The sequence below is a fragment of the Candidatus Methylomirabilota bacterium genome (assembly GCA_036001065.1).
Classification (GTDB): Bacteria; Methylomirabilota; Methylomirabilia; order Rokubacteriales; family CSP1-6; genus MNEF01.
The window spans coordinates 1-21,345 of sequence record DASYUQ010000021.1 but is presented as its reverse complement, the minus strand read 5'-3'; the positions used below and the strand labels follow the sequence as shown (position 1 = coordinate 21,345).

Annotated in this window: 26 protein-coding genes and 2 pseudogenes; 22 read left to right on the top strand and 6 right to left on the bottom strand. The window is 69.0% G+C overall.

From position 1 onward, the window contains the following. The first annotated feature begins 7 nt into the window (after window positions 1-7). Together VGV13_01915 and VGV13_01910 are read left to right on the top strand one after the other, a co-directional pair. Window positions 8-1,192, top strand: a complete 1,185-nt coding sequence (locus VGV13_01915; protein HEV8639836.1) for an acetyl-CoA acetyltransferase — start codon at window positions 8-10, stop codon at window positions 1,190-1,192. Window positions 1,193-1,213: 21 nt separating this feature from the next. Then, window positions 1,214-1,573 carry a hypothetical protein gene (locus VGV13_01910; GenBank protein HEV8639835.1) on the top strand — a complete coding sequence of 120 codons (360 nt, stop codon included), beginning with the start codon at window positions 1,214-1,216 and terminating at the stop codon, window positions 1,571-1,573. 165 nt (window positions 1,574-1,738) lie between these two features. Here the strand turns inward: VGV13_01910 and VGV13_01905 are convergent, their stop codons facing one another. Then, a complete protein-coding gene (locus tag VGV13_01905; protein HEV8639834.1) occupies window positions 1,739-2,416 on the bottom strand; it encodes a hypothetical protein in 678 nt (225 codons plus the stop codon). A 563-nt stretch (window positions 2,417-2,979) separates the two neighbouring features. On the opposite strand from VGV13_01905, the gene VGV13_01900 reads away from it, so the two are divergent. Further along, window positions 2,980-3,558: a CoA pyrophosphatase gene (locus VGV13_01900; protein ID HEV8639833.1), complete on the top strand. Its 579-nt coding sequence runs from the start codon at window positions 2,980-2,982 to the stop codon at window positions 3,556-3,558. 355 nt (window positions 3,559-3,913) lie between these two features. Here VGV13_01900 and sppA read toward each other — a convergent pair whose 3' ends face one another. Continuing rightward, window positions 3,914-4,888, bottom strand: a complete 975-nt coding sequence (gene sppA / locus VGV13_01895) for a signal peptide peptidase SppA (GenBank protein ID HEV8639832.1) — start codon at window positions 4,886-4,888, stop codon at window positions 3,914-3,916. 64 nt (window positions 4,889-4,952) lie between these two features. On the opposite strand from sppA, the gene VGV13_01890 reads away from it, so the two are divergent. The 4 genes and pseudogenes from VGV13_01890 to VGV13_01875 all read left to right on the top strand — a co-directional run bounded on the left by VGV13_01890 (window position 4,953) and on the right by VGV13_01875 (window position 7,289). Continuing rightward, the gene (locus VGV13_01890) at window positions 4,953-5,921 is read left to right on the top strand and encodes a threonine/serine dehydratase (GenBank protein HEV8639831.1); all 969 of its coding nucleotides are present in this window, start codon (window positions 4,953-4,955) and stop codon (window positions 5,919-5,921) included. A gap of 102 nt (window positions 5,922-6,023) precedes the next feature. Beyond that, window positions 6,024-6,449: a hypothetical protein gene (locus VGV13_01885; GenBank protein ID HEV8639830.1), complete on the top strand. Its 426-nt coding sequence runs from the start codon at window positions 6,024-6,026 to the stop codon at window positions 6,447-6,449. A 155-nt stretch (window positions 6,450-6,604) separates the two neighbouring features. Continuing rightward, window positions 6,605-7,006 (top strand): annotated as a pseudogene (locus VGV13_01880) (sulfite dehydrogenase). A 130-nt stretch (window positions 7,007-7,136) separates the two neighbouring features. Next, window positions 7,137-7,289: pseudogene (locus VGV13_01875) on the top strand (molybdopterin-dependent oxidoreductase). A 187-nt stretch (window positions 7,290-7,476) separates the two neighbouring features. On the opposite strand, the gene VGV13_01870 reads toward VGV13_01875, so the two are convergent. Then, complete coding sequence (locus VGV13_01870; GenBank protein HEV8639829.1) at window positions 7,477-8,412, bottom strand: LLM class flavin-dependent oxidoreductase; 936 nt, start codon at window positions 8,410-8,412, stop codon at window positions 7,477-7,479. Between the two features lie 73 nt (window positions 8,413-8,485). On the opposite strand from VGV13_01870, the gene VGV13_01865 reads away from it, so the two are divergent. The 7 genes from VGV13_01865 to VGV13_01835 are packed head-to-tail and all read left to right on the top strand — an operon-like array spanning window position 8,486 to window position 13,220. Further along, window positions 8,486-9,073 carry a TetR/AcrR family transcriptional regulator gene (locus VGV13_01865; protein HEV8639828.1) on the top strand — a complete coding sequence of 196 codons (588 nt, stop codon included), beginning with the start codon at window positions 8,486-8,488 and terminating at the stop codon, window positions 9,071-9,073. After that, complete coding sequence (locus VGV13_01860; protein HEV8639827.1) at window positions 9,063-9,836, top strand: enoyl-CoA hydratase-related protein; 774 nt, start codon at window positions 9,063-9,065, stop codon at window positions 9,834-9,836. The genes VGV13_01865 and VGV13_01860 overlap by 11 nt, the downstream gene beginning before the upstream one ends. Window position 9,837: 1 nt before the next feature. Further along, complete coding sequence (gene fabG / locus VGV13_01855) at window positions 9,838-10,587, top strand: 3-oxoacyl-ACP reductase FabG (protein HEV8639826.1); 750 nt, start codon at window positions 9,838-9,840, stop codon at window positions 10,585-10,587. Window positions 10,588-10,646: 59 nt separating this feature from the next. Next, window positions 10,647-10,970, top strand: a complete 324-nt coding sequence (locus tag VGV13_01850; GenBank protein ID HEV8639825.1) for an SCP2 sterol-binding domain-containing protein — start codon at window positions 10,647-10,649, stop codon at window positions 10,968-10,970. Window positions 10,971-11,003: 33 nt separating this feature from the next. After that, complete coding sequence (locus VGV13_01845; GenBank protein ID HEV8639824.1) at window positions 11,004-12,050, top strand: alpha/beta fold hydrolase; 1,047 nt, start codon at window positions 11,004-11,006, stop codon at window positions 12,048-12,050. A gap of 58 nt (window positions 12,051-12,108) precedes the next feature. Then, window positions 12,109-12,660: a hypothetical protein gene (locus VGV13_01840; protein ID HEV8639823.1), complete on the top strand. Its 552-nt coding sequence runs from the start codon at window positions 12,109-12,111 to the stop codon at window positions 12,658-12,660. Next, entirely contained in the window at window positions 12,657-13,220 is a 564-nt protein-coding gene (locus VGV13_01835) for a MaoC family dehydratase (protein ID HEV8639822.1), read from the top strand. Before VGV13_01840 ends, VGV13_01835 begins: the two co-directional genes overlap by 4 nt. Window positions 13,221-13,226: 6 nt before the next feature. Here the strand turns inward: VGV13_01835 and VGV13_01830 are convergent, their stop codons facing one another. After that, window positions 13,227-13,970 carry a 3-oxoacyl-ACP reductase family protein gene (locus VGV13_01830; GenBank protein ID HEV8639821.1) on the bottom strand — a complete coding sequence of 248 codons (744 nt, stop codon included), beginning with the start codon at window positions 13,968-13,970 and terminating at the stop codon, window positions 13,227-13,229. Between the two features lie 104 nt (window positions 13,971-14,074). On the opposite strand from VGV13_01830, the gene VGV13_01825 reads away from it, so the two are divergent. After that, window positions 14,075-14,557: a polyhydroxyalkanoate synthesis regulator DNA-binding domain-containing protein gene (locus tag VGV13_01825; protein ID HEV8639820.1), complete on the top strand. Its 483-nt coding sequence runs from the start codon at window positions 14,075-14,077 to the stop codon at window positions 14,555-14,557. Window positions 14,558-14,618: 61 nt separating this feature from the next. On the opposite strand, the gene VGV13_01820 is transcribed toward VGV13_01825, so the two are convergent. Continuing rightward, the gene (locus VGV13_01820; GenBank protein HEV8639819.1) at window positions 14,619-15,065 is read right to left on the bottom strand and encodes a hypothetical protein; all 447 of its coding nucleotides are present in this window, start codon (window positions 15,063-15,065) and stop codon (window positions 14,619-14,621) included. A gap of 160 nt (window positions 15,066-15,225) precedes the next feature. On the opposite strand from VGV13_01820, the gene VGV13_01815 reads away from it, so the two are divergent. The 5 genes from VGV13_01815 to VGV13_01795 all read left to right on the top strand — a co-directional run bounded on the left by VGV13_01815 (window position 15,226) and on the right by VGV13_01795 (window position 20,150). Next, the gene (locus tag VGV13_01815) at window positions 15,226-17,022 is read left to right on the top strand and encodes a long-chain fatty acid--CoA ligase (GenBank protein HEV8639818.1); all 1,797 of its coding nucleotides are present in this window, start codon (window positions 15,226-15,228) and stop codon (window positions 17,020-17,022) included. A gap of 76 nt (window positions 17,023-17,098) precedes the next feature. After that, window positions 17,099-17,416 (top strand): hypothetical protein, encoded by a 318-nt coding sequence (locus VGV13_01810; protein HEV8639817.1) that lies wholly within the window; start codon window positions 17,099-17,101, stop codon window positions 17,414-17,416. Next, complete coding sequence (locus tag VGV13_01805) at window positions 17,413-18,165, top strand: SDR family oxidoreductase (protein HEV8639816.1); 753 nt, start codon at window positions 17,413-17,415, stop codon at window positions 18,163-18,165. The genes VGV13_01810 and VGV13_01805 overlap by 4 nt, the downstream gene beginning before the upstream one ends. A gap of 157 nt (window positions 18,166-18,322) precedes the next feature. Next, entirely contained in the window at window positions 18,323-19,336 is a 1,014-nt protein-coding gene (locus VGV13_01800; protein HEV8639815.1) for an alcohol dehydrogenase catalytic domain-containing protein, read from the top strand. A gap of 1 nt (window position 19,337) precedes the next feature. Next, a complete protein-coding gene (locus VGV13_01795; protein HEV8639814.1) occupies window positions 19,338-20,150 on the top strand; it encodes an alpha/beta fold hydrolase in 813 nt (270 codons plus the stop codon). Window positions 20,151-20,155: 5 nt separating this feature from the next. On the opposite strand, the gene VGV13_01790 is transcribed toward VGV13_01795, so the two are convergent. Beyond that, a complete protein-coding gene (locus tag VGV13_01790) occupies window positions 20,156-20,509 on the bottom strand; it encodes an aspartyl protease family protein (protein HEV8639813.1) in 354 nt (117 codons plus the stop codon). A gap of 134 nt (window positions 20,510-20,643) precedes the next feature. On the opposite strand from VGV13_01790, the gene VGV13_01785 reads away from it, so the two are divergent. After that, complete coding sequence (locus VGV13_01785) at window positions 20,644-20,973, top strand: nucleotidyltransferase domain-containing protein (GenBank protein HEV8639812.1); 330 nt, start codon at window positions 20,644-20,646, stop codon at window positions 20,971-20,973. Beyond that, window positions 20,954-21,268 carry a HEPN domain-containing protein gene (locus VGV13_01780; GenBank protein ID HEV8639811.1) on the top strand — a complete coding sequence of 105 codons (315 nt, stop codon included), beginning with the start codon at window positions 20,954-20,956 and terminating at the stop codon, window positions 21,266-21,268. The genes VGV13_01785 and VGV13_01780 overlap by 20 nt, the downstream gene beginning before the upstream one ends. Window positions 21,269-21,345: the final 77 nt, after the last annotated feature.

Genomic DNA, 21,345 nt, shown 5'->3' with positions numbered 1-21,345 from the left:
GGCCTCCATGGGACTGGGCGGCCGGGTCGCCATCATCGGCAGCGGCGTGATCAAGTACGGCGAGAACTTCCACCAGAGCCTCACGGACATGATCTACGAGGCGGTGACGCTCGCGCTGGCCGACGCGAAGATCGAGCGGCAGCGGCTCCAGGCCGCCTGGCTCGGCTGCTATGAGCCGATGCTCTACGGGTTCGAAGGCAACTCGGGGACGTTCGTCTCCGACCCGCTCAATCTCTTTCCGATCCCGGTGACGCGCGTGGCCGCGTACTGCGCGACGGGCATCGAGGCCGTCCGCAATGCGGCGCTGGCCGTCGCCTCGGGCGAGTACGACCTGGTCCTCGCCGTCGGCGCCGAGAAGATGCGAGAGGTGCCCTCGCGCGGCAGTCTCGTCGCCCAGGCGGTGACCCGCGGCCATCCCGTTCTGGCCAAGGGCCGGACGGCGCCGGGAATGTTCGCGCTGCTGGCCAACCGGTACTTCAAAGAGTACGGCGCCAACGAGGAGGCGCTCTGTGCCGTGGCCATGAAGAACCACTACCACGGCGCACTCAACCCCAAGGCGCACTTCCAGAAGGAGATCACCGCGGAGCAGTACTTCAAGGCCCCGAAGGTCGCCGAGCCGCTCGGGCTCTTCGACTGCTGCCCGACCACCGACGGCGCCGCCGCCGTGATCCTGACCCGCACCGATCTCGCGCCGACGCTCACCGACGCGTACACGGTCATCCGCGGCATCGCCTATGCGGTGACGGCCGGCTACTGGAACACGCAGTTCGACCCCTCCTGGAGCTTCACGTCGTTCCGTTCCACCCGGGAGGCAGCCAAGACGGCCTACCGGATGGCGGGCGTCACCAACCCGGCCAGGGAGATCGACCTGGCCGAGTGCCACGACTGCTTCACGATCACGGAGATGATCAATTACGAGGACCTCGGCCTGGCCAAGCCCGGCGAGGGCTGGAAGTTCGCCACCGGCGGCGTGACCAAGCTCGGCGGCGATCTGCCCGTCAACACCTCGGGCGGACTCAAATCGTGTGGCCATCCGATCGGCTCCTCCGGCGTCCGGATGATCGCGAACATCCACGACCAGTTGCTCGGCCGCGCGGGCAAGATGCAGGTCAAGGGCGCCCGGATGGGGCTTGCGCACAACCTGGGCGGCCCCGGCGCCGTCTCGGCCGTCGCGGTCCTGTCCCAACCGTAGATCCACCGGGAGAAATCCGACATGGCTGACCTGACGCGCCGGTATGTCGTGATGGCGATGGCCACGGAAGCGCCGTTCGACCCGGGAGATCCCGACGGCGTCTTTGTCCTCAAGCCCTGGAAGGACCCCGCCGCGCTGAGAGCGCTCCAGACCTACCGCGACAACTGCTACCCGGAGCTCGCGCGCGATCTCGAGGCGTGGATCCACACGATCGAGGCGGGTCCCGCGGTCCGGGGCAACGTCGGGCGCCGCAACGAGCCCCACCTCACCCCGGCCGGGGGCGGGCCAGGGGCCTCCGCGCGTCGAGCCGCGCGGCACTCGGCGTCCAGGCACCGCGCGGCCACGCGCCGCGCGTCGAAGACGAAGAAGCGCCGCCGGTGAACGACGGCGTCACTAACTACCCGGAGCCGATTTCCGGATTTCTGCTCGCCTCCGGCGTCTTTCCCAGTGGCGGCGACGTCCCGCACGCCCGGTTCGTCAGCCTGATAGTCGAGGCTTCATCCAATCGTAGGCGCCGCGCGGGGCGGGAGCGGCGACGGCCGTTTCTCAACCTTCTACTGCGCGGAACCGGGCTCGGCGGCCTCCCCACGTCGCGCCACCGACGGCTGCCAGAAGCGAGATGACGAGGGCCCCGAAGGTGGCCCAACTGGTCGCGGCCGCCGCGGGCTGCGCCGCCTGGGCGGCGGCCTGCACGCGCTCGCCGGTTCGTGCCGCCAGGCGCTGGAGACCGTCACGGGCCTCGGCCGCCGCGCGTGCCGGATCGGACCTCGCGGCCTCCACGCGCTGACGAATGTCGGTGAGCTGCGCCCGCGCTTCTTGCTCGGACATTCCGGTCGCGGCCGCGACTGTCTGCACCGTCTTCGCGTCGTTGAGTCGAGCGAGAACCTGGTCGACGTCACCGCTCGAGATCTCGCTCAGCCCGCTGGCGCTGCTCGTCACCGCCGTCTTGGCTACCCCGCCGGCCACGCCGAAGACCGCGCTCATGCCGAGACTGACGCCCACTGTGGCGAGAATGAAGGTCGAGAGAGCGCCCAGAGCCCAAACCAGCACGCCGTGAAGGCTCGCGGTGGCGGTATCGAAGATCATCCCCATCCGTGCGGCGACGGCCCCCCCCAGGAAGTAGGCGATGAGCATGCTGAGGAAGGCCCAGATGGCGGCGCCGATTCCGAGCCCCTTCGCTCCCGCCCCTTCGCCGGACCCTACGTCGGCCGCGGTGATGCCCACCGCGAGAGCGAGAGCACCCAGCAGCATGAGAGTGCCTACCCCCACGAGAAAGCCGCTCCAGACGCCGCCCCACGAGACTCGACTGGCCTCGACCACTCCGGGCGCCGTTCGTTCGATCGTCCTGAGACGTTCTTGAGGCATCGCCATTTTTACAAACCTCCCAAGGATTGATGCTGGGGCTGGTGGCATGCAAGTGGGTGGCCACCACAGACCGAATCCCACGGCGAGGCGTTTGTGATCGTCGCGGCGAGGCCGGACCTCGTTCCGGGCCGGGCTCGATCCCGCTTCTGATCTGAAATGTGACATGGCAACTTCTGCGGGGGCCGTCCGATCCGCCCCGGCGAGCCTTGCCGATTGGCGGGCAGCGACGGCGGCCTTATCATGTCGTGATCCGGCGCGGACGGCGCGCCCGCGTCAGACCTCAGCCAGGAGGCCAGGCATGTCGACCGTGCTGTACGAGCAGAAAGACAAGGTTGGAACGCTGCGGGGGACCGCAGACGCCCTGGAGGGACCGAAGGCCTTCGCGGAAAAGCGGAAGCCGAACTTCAGGGCGCGCTGAGCCGATGACCGTCGACGAGCTGGTCACGCTCACGCGGAAGCGGCTCGACGTCCGGCAGCGACGGGTGGCTCCGGTGGGCGTGCTGGTGCAGGCGGCCGTGCTGGTCCCGATCGTCGACCGCGGCGCGCCGGTTCTCGTGTTCGCCAAGCGCACCGATCGGGTGGGACACCACAAAGGGCAGATCTCGTTTCCGGGCGGCGTCGTGGTCCCGTCGGACGGCTCGTTCCTGGAGGCCGCGCTGCGCGAGTGCGAAGAAGAGATCGGGCTCCCGCGGCGGGCGGTGGAGCCGCTCGGCGCGCTCGACGACACCGAGACGGTCGCCACCCAGTTCGTGATCACGCCGTTCGTGGGGCTGGTCCGGGAGCCGGTCGCGTGGCGGCCCGACGGCGACGAGATCGAGCGGGTGATCGAGGTGCCGTGGGCGGCGCTGACCGACCCCGACGCCTTCCGCGTCGAGATGTGGGAGCGCGACGGCGTCCCGCGGCCGGTCTACTTCTACGACTACCAGGGCGAGACGGTCTGGGGTGCGACCGCGCGGATCCTCAAGGGGTACCTGGACCTGATCACGGCGCCGGCGGAATGAGCGGGCGCGACAAAGCCCTGAGGAACCTTGGTGGGGAATGGCCGGCGACAAGCCCCTGCCGGTTCTCAGACCGGCGGCCGATTTCCTCAGGGCCGGCGCCAACCTAGTCCTGCGACTAGCCCGTGTCAAGCCAAACGATCGGACTCTGCACCGAATGCCGCCACGCGCAGCGCGTGACCTCGGGGAAAGCGTCGACGTTCTGGCGCTGCGGTCGCAGCGACACCGACCCGCGCTTTGCCAAATACCCGCGCCTCCCCGTGCTCGACTGTCCGGGCTTCGAGCGCGGGCTTCGCCCGCGCAATCGATTCCTGGGGGAGGCCTCGGAGGGGGCCGTCGAGGCCCCCTCCGATTAAGCTCAGGGCCACCAAAGATAGAGGAAGCGGGGACCAGGCGCGGACAGGATCGCCAGCTGGGAGAGGGTGGACTCGAGTCCGCCCGTCGGGGCTTCCGCCCGCGCGTAGTAGGTGGCGCGGTATTCGCGGGGACGCCGATACACGATCACTCGCGCCTCGTCGAGGTCGGCCGCGCGGCGGGCCAGGGCCAGCGCGTCGCTCATGTAGCCGATCCGGTCGACGAGACCGTTGCGGAGCGCCTGCTCGGCCGTGTAGATGCGACCGTCGGCCAGACGCTGGGCGGCCTCCAGCGGAAGCTTGCGGCGCTCGACGAGCTTGGCCACGAACTGGCGGTGCAGGTCGTCGATGACCGCCTGGAAGATCGCGCGCTCCTCCGGCGTCGGGCGGCGGAAGGGGCTGCCCATGTCCTTGCGCTCGCCCGATTTGATCGTCTCCGGGGCCACGCCGATCTTCTGCAGGAGCCCCTCGGCGTTGAGGTTGACCATGATGGTGCCGATCGAGCCGGTGACCGTCGTCGGATGCGCGACGATCGTGTCGGCGGCCAGGGCCACGTAGTAGCCACCGGAGGCGGCGACGTCCATCATCACCGCCAGGACCGGGACCCGGGTGCTGCGCTTGAACATGTCCAGCTCACGGAAGACGATGTCGGAGGCCGTCACGGTGCCGCCGGGGCTGTTCACGCGCACGACCAGCGCGCGGACCTTCCGGTCTTCCGCCGCCTTCTTCAGCTCCTCCCGGATCCGCACGAGCAGGGGCACCCGCGGCGGTGGCGCGCCCAGCGTGAGCACGGGCGACAGGGCCTCATCGCTGAGCACGCCGGAGATGTCGATGAGGAGGATCTTGGCGTCGCCCTGGCCCTCGACGGTCGTCTCCTCGAGGGGCCGGATCCGCGGCGTGAGGTCGACGGAGATCACCGAGCAGCCCGCCAGCCCTAGGGCGGCGAGGACCACGAGCGCCCGGGCCGGGAGTCGGCGCATGCACCGAGTATACCGGACGGGGCGCCTTGCGACGGCCCGGGCCGTGGCGGATAATCCGGGCGCCGTGAGCCTCACGCTCGACGACGTCCGCGCCGCCGCTCGGCGGCTCGACGACCGGGTGACGCGCACGCCGGTCATCACCTCGCCGTGGTGGGACGACGCCAGCGGCCATCGCGTCTTCTTCAAGTGCGAGAACCTCCAGCGGGCCGGCTCGTTCAAGATCCGCGGCGCCCTGAACAAGCTGCTGTCGCTCACGCCGGAGGAGCGGCGGCGGGGCGTCATCGCCTTCTCCTCGGGCAACCACGCCCAGGGCGTGGCCCTGGCGGCGCGCATGGTCGGCACCAGCGCCATGGTCGTCATGCCGAAGGACGCGCCGGCGCTCAAGCTCGAGGCCACGCGCGGGTACGGCGCCGAGGTCGTCTTCTACGACCGCCTGCGGGAGGATCGCGAGGCCATCGCGCGCCGCCTCGCTGCCGAAACCGGCCGCGTGCTGGTGCCGCCCTTCGACGACTCCGCCATCATGGCGGGCCAGGGCACGGCGGCGCTCGAGCTGCTGGCCGACGTCCCATCGCTGGACGTGCTGGTCGCCCCGGTGGGCGGCGGCGGGCTGATGGCGGGGTGCAGCACGGTGGCCCGAAGTCTCCTGCCCGGCATCACGATCATCGGCGTCGAGGCCGACACGGCGAACGACACGTACCTGTCGCTCCAGAAGGGCGAGCGGGTGACGATCCCGCCGCCGCCCACGATCGCCGACGGCATCCGGGTGACCACGCCGGGCGAGCTGACGTTTCCGATCCTCAGCCGGAATCGGACCGTCATCGCCCTCGTGACCGACGACGAGATCCGCGCGGCGGTGGGCGCCCTGGCGCTGAGAGCGCACGTCGTCGTCGAGCCGACGGGCGCGGTCGGCGCCGCCGCGGTCCTGGCTGGCAGGCTGCCGGTCGGGCGCGGCGCCCGCGTCGGCGTCATCCTCTCCGGCGGCAACATCGACCCCGAGGCCCTCATCGACATCCTCAAGGGGTCTGGGACATAATTCGGAGCTGCTCGCTGGTGCGGAGGGCACCACCCAGTGGGTGACGCGAAACTCGGCCCGATTCGCCTCTCATTCAACCCGCAACTCAAAAGGAGGTCCTCAATGAAAAGGCTCCTGCTCTCACTCCTGGTTCTGGGACTGCTCCTGCTGGTCGCTTCACTCCCCAGTGCCAAGGCGGACGATGTGTTCACGAATGCTGACGTTCGAGGCCCCTACGGGTTCTCCTTCGATGGGGCCATCGTCGGCATTGGGCCCGTAGCGGCAGTCGGTCTCTTCGTGGCAGACGGGAACGGGAATCTTACGGACGGGGTGCGAACCCTGAGCGTGAATGGCTCGGTGCTCCACCAAACCTTCACATGCACCTACACCGTGAATTCTACCGGCACAGGGTCTGTAGTATGTTCGATCATTACCGGTGGTGCTGGTACCGAAAGATTCGACTTCGTACTCATTAACAAGAGGCGAGAGGCTCCGTTCATTGGAACAGATCCCGGGGTCGTCGTCCGCGGTGTCGCCGTGAAGCAGTAGGGGCTCACACGCGCGGGGCCCAGGTTAGCCTCTTCCTCACTCGCAAACATTCCACGGGCGTCGAGTCCGCCTCCCCGCTCGTGTGGCGCTTTTCGCGATGCGGGAAGGCAACGGAGGTTTAACCCTTTGACCCACGGTGACGCAGGAGGACGGCTATGGAAACGATGAACGGGCGTCTGGACCGCCGGGCCTTTCTCCGCGGCGGCGCCGCCGTGGCCGCAGCCATGACCGGTGCGACGTTCGTTGAATCGGCGGCGGCCGAGCCGCTGGCAGACGATCCGTGGAGCCTCGTGCCCGGCACCACCGTCCCGGCTTACGGCGTGCCGTCGCGGTTCGAGAAAAATGTCGTGCCCACGCTCAGCAACCCCAAGGGCGAGCCGCGCACGCAGCACGCGCGCACGCCGCATCATCTGCTCAACGGCGCGATCACGCCGAACGGCCTGCACTTCGTGATTTTGCACGCTGGCGATCCCGACATCGACCCGGACAAGCACCGTCTGGTGATCCACGGCCTGGTGAAGCGGCCCAGGGTCTTCACGCTGGATGCGCTGGCGCGCTATCCGATGGTGTCGCGCGTGACGTTCGTCGAATGCGGGGGGCAACAGCGCGCCGCTCTTTTCCAGGGCGCCCATCCAGGCCAGTGTCCAGGCGCTGCACGGCCTCGTCTCCTGTGCCGAATGGACCGGGGTGCGGCTCTCGACGTTGCTCGAGGAGACGGGCATCGACCCCAAGGCGAAGTGGTTGATCGCCGAAGGCGCGGACGCGCCGGCCCTGAGCCGCAGCGTGCCGATGGCCAAGGCCATGGATGATGCCATGATCGCGCTCTACCAGAACGGCGAGCGGCTCATGCCGGGGAATGGCTATCCGATGCGCCTGTTGCTGCCCGGCTGGGAAGGCAACATGAGACCCGTTCCCGCCACGGGAAACTCGGCGCGCGCGTCGATGGTGAACCGCAACGCGACCTACGCCAACAACCTCGTGGTCGAAGAGGCCCACCCGCGCCGCCGCCCCGGGGACCCGACGACGGTCAGCGCGCGTGGAACAGCGGGACGACCTCTTGAGCCAGGCGCGCGAGCTGATCCAGCATCTGGGCGGGGGGGCACATCGGCCGCACGACGAACTTGGAGCCGCCGGCGCGCACATACTGCTCCAGGCGCTCGGCCAGCACGGCGGGCGGCCCGAACGCGGCGCACTGGTCGAGCATCGCGTCGTCGACGCGCCCCCGGGGAATGAACGGCGTCGCGGTGGCGCGGGCCGTGGCCGGGTCGGGAGCGAAGCAGCAGTAGACCAGCGCGCCGAAATGATCGGCCGGGACCTCGCGATCGGCGGCGGCGGCGAAGGCCTGGGTCTTCTCGACGCCGATCCGGAACTGCTCGGGGGTGATGAACGATGGAAGCCAGCCATCGCCGAGCCGGCCGGCCCGGCGCATGGCCGCCTCGCTGTTGCCGCCGATCCAGACGGGGAACGGCTGCTGTACGGGCTTGGGCAGCACGGTCACGCGCTCGAGCTGCCAGAACTCCCCGGCGAAGGTGACCTCGTCCTCCGCCCAGCAGCGCCGCATGATCGCGATCGCCTCGTCGGTGCGCCGGCCGCGCTCCTTGAAGGGCACGCCGGCCGCGCGGAACTCGCGCTCCTGCTCGGCACCGACGCCGAAGGCCGGTAGCATCCGGCCGCCCGAGAGATAGTCGACCGTGGCCAGCTCCCGCGCCAGCAGCACGGGCGAGCGGAACGGCGTGACCAGCACGCTGGGGCCGAACTTGAGGCGCCGCGTCCGCGCGGCGACGGCCGCCATCGCGGTCAGGGGCTCCAGCACTGGCTGGGGCGCCGACAGCCGCTCGTTGAACCAGACCGAGTCGATGTCGATCTGCTCGCAGAGGTCGACGAAGCGCCAGAAGAAGTCGCGGCCGTCGGGCCCCGCCGGCCAGGGACCGGGCATCACGCCGATGCGGTACTTGACCTTCATGGCGGGATCGTAACACGCACGTTGACCTTTGTTCCCACGCCTCCTACAATGAACAACGATTCAGCGACCTGCCATGCGCGACCCGGGCAAGCCTCAACAGATCATCGACGCGGCCATCCGCGTGTTCGCGCGCAACGGCTACTACAACTCGCGCGTCTCCGACATCGCCCGCGAGGCGGGGATCGCCAGCGGCACGATCTACCTCTACTTCAAGACCAAGGACGAGATCCTGGTCACGCTCTTCCGCGAGAAGATGGCGGAGTGGGTGGCCTACGCGCGGCGCGAGATCGCCGGCCAGCCCAGCGCGGTGGCCAAGATCCGGCGGCTGGTGGCGCTGCACTTCAGCGTGCTGGAGCGGCAGCCGGACCTGGCCGAGGTCGTCCAGGTCGAGCTGCGCCAGGGCCACAAGTTCTTCCGCGGCGCCTCGGCCCAGGAGGTCTCCGCCTACTTCGAGCTGATCGGCGCGATCCTCCAGGAGGGCATCGCCGCCGGCGAGATCCGCTCCGACGTGCCGGTGAAGGTCGCGACGAAGGTGCTCTTCGGCGCCATGGACCAGGTGGCGACGTCCTGGGTGCTCGGCAAGCGCGCCTACCGTCTCAGCGAGGCCGCCGACCCGGTGGCGTCGATCTTCCTCAAGGGAGTGTGCGTCCATGGCGTTTGAAACCCTGATGCTCTCGCGCGAAGAGAGCTTCGTCGTGATCACCCTGAACCGCCCGCCGGCCAACGCGATCAGCGAGCGCCTCATCCAGGAGCTGAACGAGGCGCTGGCCTCCGTGGAGGCCGACGAGGCCGTGCGCGCGGTCATCCTGACGGGGGCGGGCGACCGGATCTTCTGCGCCGGCGCCGACCTGGGCTCGGCCTTCTCCAGCGGGACCGTCGACGCGTTCATCCGCTTCGGCAACGGCGTGCTGAGGAAGATCGAGCGGTTCGCCAAGCCAGTCATCGCCGCCCTCAACGGCCACGCGCTCGGTGGCGGCTGTGAGATCGCCATGGCCTGTCACTTCCGGCTCCTGAAGGAATCGGCTCGCATGGGCCAGACCGAGTCGAACCTCGGCATCATCCCCGGCTTCGGCGGCACCCAGCGGATGCCCCGGCTCATCGGACGGGCCAAGGCTCTGGAGTTCATGATCCTGGGGACGCAGGTCGCGGCGGCGGAGTGCCTGGCCCTGGGCCTGGTCAACCGGCTCTCGAAGGAAGGCGAGACGCTCAACGACGCCAAGGCGCTGGCCCGCCAGCTCGCCAAGCGGCCGCCGATCGCCAGCCGGCTCATCCTCGAGGCGGTCGACGACGGCCTGGACGCGCCGATCGACCAGGCGCTCGAGATCGAGACCCGCGCCTTCCTCAAGACGCTGAAGACCGAGGATGCCGCCGAGGGGATCCAGGCCTTCTTCGCCAAGCGCGAGCCGAGCTTCAAGGGGAAGTAGGGTGGACCTCGGGATCCGTGACCGCGTCGCCGTCGTGACGGGCGGGGCCCGAAGCCTGGGGCGGGCCGACGCCGAGGCGCTGGCGGCCGAGGGCTGCCGGGTCGCCATCCTCGACCTCAACGCGGAGGGCGCCGAGGAAGCGGCCAAGGAGATCACGGCCGCGGGAGGCGTGGCGCGGGGCTACCCTTGCGACGTGCGCGATGCCGCCCAGGTGGGCGGCGTGGTCGCCGCGGTCGAGCGCGATCTCGGCCCCGTCGACATCTGCGTCAACAACGCGGGAATCATCTACACGGTCGCCCAGATCAAGGACACCCGTCCCGAGGACTGGGAGCTCAACCTGGCCATCAACCTGACCGGGACCTTCAACGTGACCAAGGCGGTCTTCCCCGGCATGCGCGAGCGCCGCTGGGGCCGGATCGTCTGCATGGCGTCGATCGCCGGGCTGATGGGCGGGTTCGGCCAGACCGCGTATGCCACGACGAAGATGGGGCTGGTGGGCTTCGCCAAGTCGGTGGCCCTGGAGGGTGCCCGCCACGGCGTGACCTGTAACGTGATCGCGCCCGGGATCATCGGGCCGAACGCGAAGCTCTCCCCGATGTACGACCGCATGGTCAAGCGCGTCGCCATGCAGCGCGAAGGGGAGCCCGAGGATGTCGCCTGGGCCATCGCGTTCCTCTGCTCCGAGCGCGCGCGTTACATCACCGGGGCCGTGCTCACGGTGACCGGGGGCATGGACCTGTTCACCTTCTAAGGTGAGAGGCGAGCGAATCTAGCGCAGGGCGAGCCGCAGAATCTAAAGGAGGGCCGACCATGGCGACCGTGAAAGAGGTATTCGAGCAGATGCCGGGCCGCTTCCGTCCGGACAAGGCCGCCGGGAGCAACGCGGTGATCCAGTACGACATCAGCGGCGAGGGCGGAGGCACCTGGCACGCGATCATCAAGGACGGGGCATGCACCGTCAACCAGGGGCCAGGCACGAACCCGAACTTGACGCTCTCCATGTCGGCGCCGGACTGGCTCGACATGGTCTCCAACAAGCAGTCGGGCCAGATGCTCTTCATGTCGGGCAAACTCAAGCTGAAGGGCGACATGGGTCTGGCCATGAAGCTCGGGTCGATGTTCGCGATGCAATGAGTCCTGGATACTCGAGAAAGGAGTCGCTCAGGAATGGCTGACTGGGAGGAGGAGATCGAGCGCAACTTCCGCCGCATGAAGAACCTGGCGGCGATGATCGTGGATCCCCGCGAGCCCCGGACGGGGCAGACCCCGCGCCAGGAGATCCACCGGAAGAACAAGTCGCGGTTGTACCGGTACGAGTCCCTGCGCACGTTCCGCACGCCCGTCCTGTTCGTGCCCAACCTCGGCATCAGCCGGCCGTACATCTTCGACCTCCTGCCCGGGGGCAGCTTCATCGAGCACATGACCCGGCAGGGGTTCGACTTCTACCTGCTCGACTGGGGCGTCTTCGGCCCCGAGGACAACGGGCTCACGGTCGAGGACTGCGTCACCCGGATCCTGCCCCGCATGGCCGACAAGGTGCTGGAGTCGTCGGGCGCCCACGAGCTGAGCGTGCTCGGCTACTGCATGGGGGCACCGCTCTCGGCGGCGTTCATCGCCGCCTATCCCGAGGTGCCGGTGCGGAGCTTCATCAACATGGCGGGCCCCATCGACTTCTCCAAGGTCGGGCTCTTCGGGCTGTGGCTCGACAAGAAGTACTTCAACGTCGACCGGTTCGTGGACACGCTGGGGGCGATCCCGGCCGACATGGTCAAGGCCGGCTTCAAGCTGCTCAAGCCGACGATGGACCTCTCCATGAACCTCAACCTCTGGTGGAACCTCTGGAACGACAAGTACGTGGAAGGGTTCAGCGCGCTCAACCGGTGGGCCAACGAGTACGTGGCCTTCCCGGGCGAGTTCTTCCGCCAGTGGGTGCGCGACTTCTACCAGGAGAACAAGCTCTACCGCGGCGAGCTCCGGTTCGGGGGCCGGCCGGTGCGCCTGAGCGCCATCCGCTGTCCGGTCTTCGTCGTCGGCGCCACCGAGGACTACATCGCGCCGCCGGCCTGCGTCCGGGCGCTGATCGACGTCGTGTCCAGCCGTGACAAGGAGTACGTCGAGTTGCCCGGCGGGCACATCTCCCTCATCGCCGGCCGGGGCGCCGCGATGCATTGCTGGCCGAAGGTTTCCGGGTGGCTGGCGCCGCGATCGGACTGAAACGGGGCGGCGAAGCGCTTGGCGCGAGGCGTTTTCGGGACTACGATGGGAGTCAGAGATGGTTGACACGAGTCAGCAGCTGTTCGACCTGTGGAAGAAGCAGTTCGAGGACGGGGCCCAGGCCTGGGCGCGGCTCCTGAGGGAGTCCCCGACGGCGGCGCCAACCGACCCCACGACGTTCTGGCGCCCGGTGATCGAGCAGTGGGTGCAGGCGTGGGCGCGGGTCTTCGCGCAGACGCCGATCAGCCCCGACGCCACGAGCCAGTGGAAGCAGTTCCTGGATCAGTCGATCGACGCCTGGTCGCGCGCCATGGGCCAGGCCATGAACACCGACGCGTTCGCCCAGATGCTCGGCCGCTATCTCGACCAGTGGCTGGTCGCTTACGGGCCGGCCAAGAAGGCCACGGATCAGTCGCTGGAGGGGGCGCTGCAGACGTTCAACATCCCGTCGCGGGCCCAGCTCACGGCGGTGGCCCGCCAGATCGTGGAGCTGGACGAGCGCGTCGAGCGCCTCGAAGACGGCGTGAACGCGCTGCTCCGTCGGCTCGACGAGGTGGCCCGCGGGCTGGGGAGCCCACCGGTCGCGGCGGGCCCGAGGTCCCATGCATGATCGGTAAGACGATCGCGGAGCTGGCGCAGGGGGATTCCGCCGAGCTGGTCCGGCACGTCGACAGGGCCAACATCGGCGAGTTCGTGGACGCCGTCGGCGACTACAACCCGCTCCACAGCGACCCGCAGTTCGCGGCGTCGACGTCGTTCGGCGAGCCCATCGCCCCGGGCGTCTTCACGGCCGGCCTGATCTCCGCCGTCATCGGCACCGAGCTGCCGGGGCCGGGCTCGATTTATCTCTCGCAGAGCCTCAAGTTCGTGAAGCCCGTCCGGCCCGGGGACACGATCACGGTGCGGGTCGAGGTGCTGGAAGTGATCCCGAAGCGAAACCGCATCCGCCTCTCGACCGTCTGTCGCAACCAGCAGGGCGAGGAGGTGCTGGTGGGCGAGGCCTGGGTGATGCCGCCGAAGACGGCCGTCACCTACGAGCGCCCGCCCGAGACCTCGGCCGTCGGTCTGCTGGCGTTTCAGCCGTGGGCCTGGGCGGCCCGGACGATGGCCCTCTGGGGGGCGCTCAGCCTCTCGATGCTCACCGGCGGACTCGGCCGCCGCCGTCGCTGAGGCCGGCTACATCAGCAAGCCGCCGTTGATGGAGACCTCGGCGCCGGTGATGTAGTCGCCGTCGGCCGACACCATGTAAACGACGGCCCGCGCGACCTCCGCCGCCGTTGCGAACCGCTTGAGCGGGATCTGCTCGAGCAGCTTGTTGCGCACCTTGTCCGGAATGCCCGCCAGCATCTCGGTCTCCACGAAGCCCGGGGCCACGGCGTTGACCGTGATGCCCTTGCCGGCGAGCTCCTTGGCCAGCGACTTCGTGAAGGCGGCGACGCCGGCCTTGGAGGCGGCGTAGTTGGCCTGGCCGAAGTTGCCGATTTGGCCGATGACCGAGGTGATGTTCACCACCCGGCCGTAGCTCTGCCCGATCATCTGGTCGATGAAGACCTTGGTGCAGTTGAACACGCCGTCCAGGTTGATGCTGAGCACCTTCCGCCACGACGCGTGGTCCATCTTGACGAAGGTCTTGTCGGAGTTGACGCCGGCGTTGTTCACGAGGATGTCCAGGTGACCGAATTCCCGGAGCACGTCCTGGGCCATCCGGAAAGTGTCCGGGTAGTCGCTCACGTCGGCGCGGGCCAGGACCGCGCGGCGTCCCATCTTGCCGATGTTCTGCGCGACGTCCTGCGCCGCCGAGTCGCTCGAGACGTAGTTGACGGCGACGTCCGCTCCCTCCTCGGCCAGCGCCAGCGCGATGGCGCGTCCGATTCCACGGGAGCCCCCGGTCACGAGGGCAGTGCGGTCTTTGAGTTTCATGGAGGGTCCTCCCGGCCTGGAAAAACGCCAGTGTAACACCCCGTGTCTTGTCGTGCTTGACGCGGGGTGTTAGACTCCGCGCGACATCGGAGGAAGGGGCGTACGTGATCAAGCGGTACTCGAATCGCAAGCTGTACGACACGCAGGAGAGCCGGTACGTCACCCTCGACGAGATCGAGGAGATGATCCGCGCGGGCAAGGAGATCTCCGTGGTGGACGCGGCCACCGGCGAGGATCTGACGTCGGTGACGCTGGCCCAGATCATCCTCGAGAACGAGCGGCACCACCGCACCGCGCTCCCCGCGCCGTTCCTGCACCAGCTCATCAAGCACGGGGAGGCCTGGCAGGAGTTCGTGCAACGCTCCATGAAGTCGAGCCTGGAGGGCATCATCTCGAGCCAGCGGGAGATGGACCGGATCTTCCGCGAGTGGTCCACGCGCGCGGGGTGGGGCGGGCCCGCGAGCCGCCCGGAGCCCAAGCGCGAGGCCGAGCCCGAGGCGGATCGGCTTCGGGAAGAGGTGGCCGCGCTGCGGGAACGCCTGCGCTCGCTCGAGGAGCGGCTGGAAAAGCGGCGCGCCGAGAAGTAGCGGGAACGGCGACGGCCCGGCGCGGGCCGGGCCGTCATCACGCGCGACCGGAGACGGTCGCTCAGTTGCTGGCGTAGATCTCCTTCATCTTCGACACGGCGCCGGCGAGCGACTCCTGCATGCCCTTGCCCGCCTGCTCGGCGGTCGCCTGCAGGCGCTCGGCCGCGCGGGTCAGCACCTGCGCGTTCTCCTCGACCCGCCGGAAGGCCTGCTGGGCGCCGCTCACGCTCTCGGCCAGCGTCTTCTGGTACCACGCGGCCGGATCGCAGGAAGCCTCGCTCAAGCTCGCCTGCCAGCGGAGCGCCGTCGCCTGTCCCTCCTTCACGGCTTCGATGGCGTTGCGCGACAGCTCCGAGTAGAGCCGCATGCCCTCCTTGGCCGTGCCGGCGCCCAGCTCGACCAGGTCGCGCAGCACGCGCTGGTTGATCTCCGCCCAGACGGTCATCGTCTCGATCGCCTTGCCCGCGAACTGGCTGTACATCTCCTGGGCTCTAGCCTTGTCGTCCATCGTTTCCCCCTTCATGTCTTCTGTGGTTGAGTATCTGTCGGTCGGTGCGGAGCGTAACGCGCCGCGTTATCGCTGTCAAGCGATTTCGTGCGGCGCGTCAAAGCGGGCGTGGTATGTTCCCAAACCCCCCGATCCTGCTCGCTTTCCCGGGAGGTTGGCGATGGCTGACGACACGTTGGCGCGCATGTTCTGGAGCCAGGTCGAGCGCGGTGGCGACGGCCCGGCGCAGCAGTTCAAGCGGGCCGGGACCTGGGAGACCCTCAGCTGGCGGCAGGTGGGCGATGCCGTCAAGGAAGTAGCGCTGGGGCTGATCGCCCTGGGTCGCCGGCAGGGCGACGCCGTCGCGCTGCTCTCCGCAAGCCGCGCCGAGTGGGTGCAGGCGGACATGGCGATCTTCACGGCCGGCTGCGTGACCGTGCCCATCTACCCGAGCTACCCGCCCGATCTCATCGCCTACGTGGTGAACGACTCGCAAGCCCGGACGCTGATCGTGGAGGACCCGGGGCAGCTCGCCAAGGCGCTGGAGGCGCGGCCGAAGATGGAGGCGCTGGAGCAGATCGTCGTCATCTCGGGCTACGACGCGCCCCAGCCGCCGAAGATGGTGCTGACGTGGCAAGCGCTGCGCCGGCTCGGACGCGACAAGCAGGCGTCGCTCGGCTCGACGCTGGCCGAGCGCCTGGCCGCGACCAGGCCGGAGGACGTCGCCACCATCGTCTACACGTCGGGCACGACGGGGCCACCCAAGGGCGTGATGCAAACCCACGCCAACCACATCGCGGCGGTGACGGCGGCGGGCCAGACGACGCCGGTGGAGGAGGGCTGGGTGCACCTGCTGTTCCTGCCACTGGCCCACTCCTTCGCTCGGCTCGAGTCCTTCCTCGGCCCCTCCAAAGGCCTCACCACGGCCTTCGCCGAGAACCTCGACAAGGTCGGCGAGAACCTCCGGGAGGTGCGTCCGCACTTCATCTGCAGCGTGCCCCGCGTCTTCGAGAAGGTGTACGCCAAGATCCTCGCCGGTGTGCAGGCCGGCTCGCCGCTCAAGAAGCGGATCTTTCACTGGGCACTCGACGTGGGCGGCGAGGTGAGCCGCCGGCAGCAGCAGCATCGGCCCATTCCGTTCGGCCTGGCCCTCCAGCACCGGATCGCCCACAAGGTGGTCTTCTCCAAGCTGCACCAGGCGCTCGGCGGTCGGCTCCAGTGGGCGGTGTCGGGGGGCGCCCCGCTGTCGCGGGAGATCGCCGAGTTCTTCCACGCGGCCGGGATCCTGATCCTGGAAGGGTACGGCCTCACGGAGACGTGCCCCGTCCTGACCTTCAACCGGCTGAGCCACTTCAAGTTCGGGTCGGTCGGTCAGGCCCTGCCCGGCGTCGAGCTCAAGATCGCCCCGGACGGCGAGATCCTGGCCCGGGGCCCGAACATCGCCACGCGCGGATACTTCAAGCAGCCGGAGGCGACGCGGGAGGTGTTCGAGCCGACCGGCTGGTTCCACACCGGCGACATCGGCCATCTCGACGACGAGGGCTTCCTCTTCATCACCGACCGGAAGAAGGACCTGATCGTCACGGCCGGGGGCATGAACGTCGCGCCGCAGAACATCGAGAACCTCCTCAAGGGCGATCCGTTCGTCAGCCAGGCCATGGTCTACGGCGATCGGCGGCCGTATCCGGTGGCCCTGATCACCCTGAACCCAGAGGAGCTCGCGAAGCTCGCCCGGGAGCAGGGGATCCTGGCGGCGGATCCCGCCGTGCTCGTCAAGCATCCCAAGGTCGTCGAGCGTGTCGGCCGGATCGTCGAGGAGAAGAATTCGCAGCTTCAGTCCTACGCCAAGATCAAAAAGTTCGCCGTCATCCCGGGCGACTTCACCCAGGAGGGTGGGGAGTTGACGCCCACGCTCAAGGTGAAGCGCAAGGTCGTCACGCAGAAGTATCGCGACGTGCTGGAAGAGTTGTATCGGTGATCGACGGCGAGGCGCTTGATGTATTCAAATCGACACGCGCGCTTGGCAGCGTCGGCGGTGTATTGTCTGCAATGGGATGACGAACGACGAGTACCGGCGGCTGATTGAGTTTCTCGGGCGCCAGTTCACCGACGTGGACGCCCGCTTCGGGCAGGTGGACGCCCGCTTCGGGCGGGTGGACGCCCGCTTCGCGCAGGTCGACACCCGCTTCGGGCAGGTCGACGCACAGTTGACGCAGACGCGTCGGGAAATTCAAGAGGTCGCGGAGAACATCGACCAGAAGATCGAAGGACTGCGCGCGGAGGTCCGGGCCGGGTTCGAGGAGGTCAAGGGCGTGATTCGCGTCTCGTACTCGGATCTGGACCGCCGCGTACGCCGACTCGAAGAGGAGTGACTCCGCTCACCGGCAAGGTCGCCGTCGTCACCGGGGCCAGCCGCGGCCTGGGGCGGGCCATCGCGCAGGCCCTGGCCGAGGCCGGCGCTGACGTGGTGGTGGCGGCGCGGTCGAAGGCCGACCTCGAGGCGACGGCGCACCTGGTGGAGGAGAGCGGCCGGCGCGCGCTCGCCGTCCCCACCGACGTCACCAGCTTCCAGCAGGTCGAGGCCTTGATGGCCCGGGCCGTCGCCGCGCTCGGCCGGCTGGACGTCGTGGTGAACAATTCCGGCGTGGCCCACGTCATCCCCCTGGCGGAGACGCCGCCGGAAGAGTGGCGCCTGATGGTGGACGTGAACCTGACGGGCGTCTTCAACGGTTGTCGCGCGGCCGCCCCGCACCTCATCGGCCAGCGCTCGGGCAAGGTGATCAACCTCGCCTCGGTGATGGCCGCGGTCGGCCTGGCGGGCTACGCGAGCTACGCCGCCACCAAGGGCGGCGTCATCGCGTTCACTCGCGCGCTGGGCGTCGAGTGGGCCCGCCACAACATCCAGGTCAACGCCATCGCTCCGGGCTGGTTCGACACGGAGATGTCGGCGCCGGCCTGGCAGGACCCCAAGCTCGGCGAGCGCCTCGTCCGCGACATCCCGGCCCGGCGCATCGGCCGGCCGGAAGAGATCGGGCCGCTGGCCGTGTTCCTGGCCTCGCCCGCCTCCGACTTCATGACCGGGCAGACGATCTTCCTGGACGGCGGCCACTCGGCCGCCTGATCCCAGCCTTCGAGCTCTTTGCGAGATCATGGGCTCTAAGATGCTGATACTATGTGACTTCAATGCCTAAGCTTCGTTTGGCGCCCTACATATATATAGCCGGGACCAGGAGGGCAGAAGTTGATGCCTCTGCTCGTCCTCAAGTAGATTGGCGACCGTGAAAGCCGCCGTCTTGCACGGCCCGCGCGACCTGCGCGTAGAACCGGTGCTGGAGCCCCAGCCTGGTTCCGACGAGGTCGTGGTGCGCGTGGTGGCGGCGGGGCTCTGCGGGACCGACTACCGCATCTGGACCGGCTTCCGGGCCGTCACCTATCCCCGCATCATGGGCCACGAGTTCGTCGGCGTCGTGGACAGGGTGGGCCCTGACGTGACGCGGCTGAGCTCGGGCATGCGCGTGGTCGTCGAGCCGAACTATTCGTGCGGCCGCTGCCACCTCTGCCTGGAAGGCAACCGCAACCTCTGTCTGGAGCGGACGGCCGTCGGGATCGACGTCGACGGAGGCTTCGCCGAGTTGGTCCGCATGCCGTCGCGCTGCTGCTGGCCGGTGCCCGCGGGTCTCGCCGACGAGGACGTGCTGCTGACCGAGCCGCTGGCGGTCGTCACGCGCGCCATCAACCGCGGCGCGCCGCGCGCCGGGGAGACGGTGGCGTTGGTGGGCGGCGGCACGCTCGGGCTGCTGGCGCTCCAGGTGCTGAGGTCGCGGGGCGCGCGCGTCCTGGTCGTGGGCCGCTCGCCCGGGCGCTTCGAGCTGGCCCGCCAGCTCGGCGCCGAGGAAACCCACTCCGTCCGTGACGGCGGCCTCGAGGCGACCGCGCGCCGCTTCTCGGGCCGCGAGGGCGTGGACCTCGTCGTGGAGACCGCGGGGACTCCGGAGGCCGTCGAGCACGCGCTTGCGCTCGTACGGCCGGGCGGGCGGGTGGTGCTGACGGGGCTGCCGCACGCCGCCACTTCGGTGGCGTTCTTCTCGGTCGTCCGGCGCGAGATCACGATCATGGGCTCCATGATCTACCAGGACGAGTTCCCGGAGGCGTTGCGCCTGGTCCAGACGGGGCAGGTGAGCGCGCGCCCGCTCATCACCCACCGCTTCAGCCTCGACGCCATCGGCGAGGCCTTCGTGGCGCATCGCGACCCCACGTCCATCAAGGTCACCATCATCCCTCCGAGGGCCTGACATGTCGTACGCCGTCGTCAACCGCATCCGGGTGCATTACGAAGTCGCCGGACGCGGCGACCCGGTCCTCATGATCAACGGACTGTCGGCGCCCGCCGCCAACTGGGTGCTCCAGGTCAAGGCGCTGGCGCCGCACTTCCAGGTCATCACCTTCGACAACCGCGGCGTGGGCGAGACCGACCTGCCGCCGGAGCCCCTCTACACCACGGCTCAGATGGCCGACGACGCGGCGGCGCTCCTGGGCCATCTGAAGATCGCGCGGGCGCATGTGATCGGCGCCTCGATGGGCGGCACCATCGCCCAGGAGCTGGCGCTGCGCCACCCGCGGCTGGTGCGCTCCCTGGTGCTGGCCTGCACCTGGGCGGAGGCGGACCCGCGCTTCCTGCACACGATCGAGGCGTGGATCTCGCTGGCCTATCGCGTCCCTGTCGAGGAGCGGTACCGCTACGTGCTCTACCCGTGGATCTTCAGCCCGGAGTTCCTGGGAAAGAAGGAGAACGTGGAGACGACCTTCCAGCGCGCGCTGGCCTATCCGCACCAGACCAAGCCCGAGGCCATCGAGCGCCAGGCCCGCGGGATCCTCGAGTGGAACGGCACGCGCGTGACGCGGTTGGGCGCCATCAAGGCGCCGACCCTGGTCCTGGTCGGCAAGGACGACGTCCTCACGCCGCCGCCATTCTCGCGCGCGCTGGCCCGGCGCATCCCGCGCGCCCGGCTGGCCATCCTGCCCGGCGGCCACGGCTTCTTCATCGAGCAGGCGGACGCCTTCAACCGCGCCGTCCTGCGATTCCTCAGGGGTGTACGGTCGAAGTGAAGGCGCTATGCGCCCACGAAGCCCTCGACCGGCACCAGGCGCTTGGCCACCGGCTCGACGGCCAGGAACAGACTCTCCAGCGCCACCGCTCCCAGGAGGGCGGGGCCGCCCGGAGCGATAAAGCAGGGCGTCGTGACCTCGCGACCGCCAACGGCCAGGCGGACCTCGGCCACGGGCCACTCGTCCTTCTGGCCCCCGGCGATCACGACCGGCTGCGAGCGCTCGGGCCGGAGCCCCAAGCGCTCGGCGAGCGGGCGAGGCACCACGAGGAGCGTTGCCCCGGTGTCGACGAGCAGCTCGACCTGCTCGCTGCGTCCCTCGGGTCCCGCGAGGCGACCGGTCGCGCGGAAGAGTCCCATGGTCGAAGTCTCCGTCACGAGTCTAGAGACCCGCCGGTCCCGGGTCAATGTCGCGGCTCGTTCACAGTCGTCCCGGCGAGGCTCGACGCTGCTCGGAGCACGAGGCCGTCGTCGGGTAGACTGGGCATGCTCGCATGAACGCGCTCGTTCTCCGGGATATCGAAGGGTTGAAGCGGCACCTGGCGCCGCACCTCCGGCGTGCACGCAAGGCGATCGTGTTCGGATCCGTAGCCCGGGGTGAGGCCGACGAGTGGAGCGACTTGGACCTCGTGGTCATCGCCGAGACCGAGCGGCCCTTCCTCGAGCGCCACCGCGATTTCGCCGGCCTCTACGATGTCTGGCCCCGGCTGGATCTCCTCATCTACACCCCGGCTGAGGTCGAACAGATGCGGGCCGAGGAGAACCCGTTCATCGAGCACGTGCTGACGGAGGGGGTCGTGGTGCATGAAACAGCCGAAAGCTGAGGCGCAGCGCTGGCTCGCCCAGGCGCGAAGCGACCTGGCCTACGCCGAGCTGGGCGCTCGGGAAGGGTACCACGCCCAGGCGTGTTTCATGTGCCAGCAGGCAGCCGAAAAGGCGCTCAAGGGGCTGCGCGACCGTTTCCCGTTACTCAGCGGCCTGCGCGAGGCTGCTCAGCAGCTCGACCAGTACTACGTCCCGACCCGCTATCCGAACGGCCTTCCCGGAGGCGTCCCGGCGGGGCAGGCCGTCGGGCTCGCTCGGCGATTCCTCGAGGCTGCCGAAGGCCTGACTGCGTGAAGCTCGCCGGCAAGACGGCGATCGTCACCGGCTCCAGCAAGGGGATCGGGCTCGGCATCGCCCGCGCGTTCGCGCGC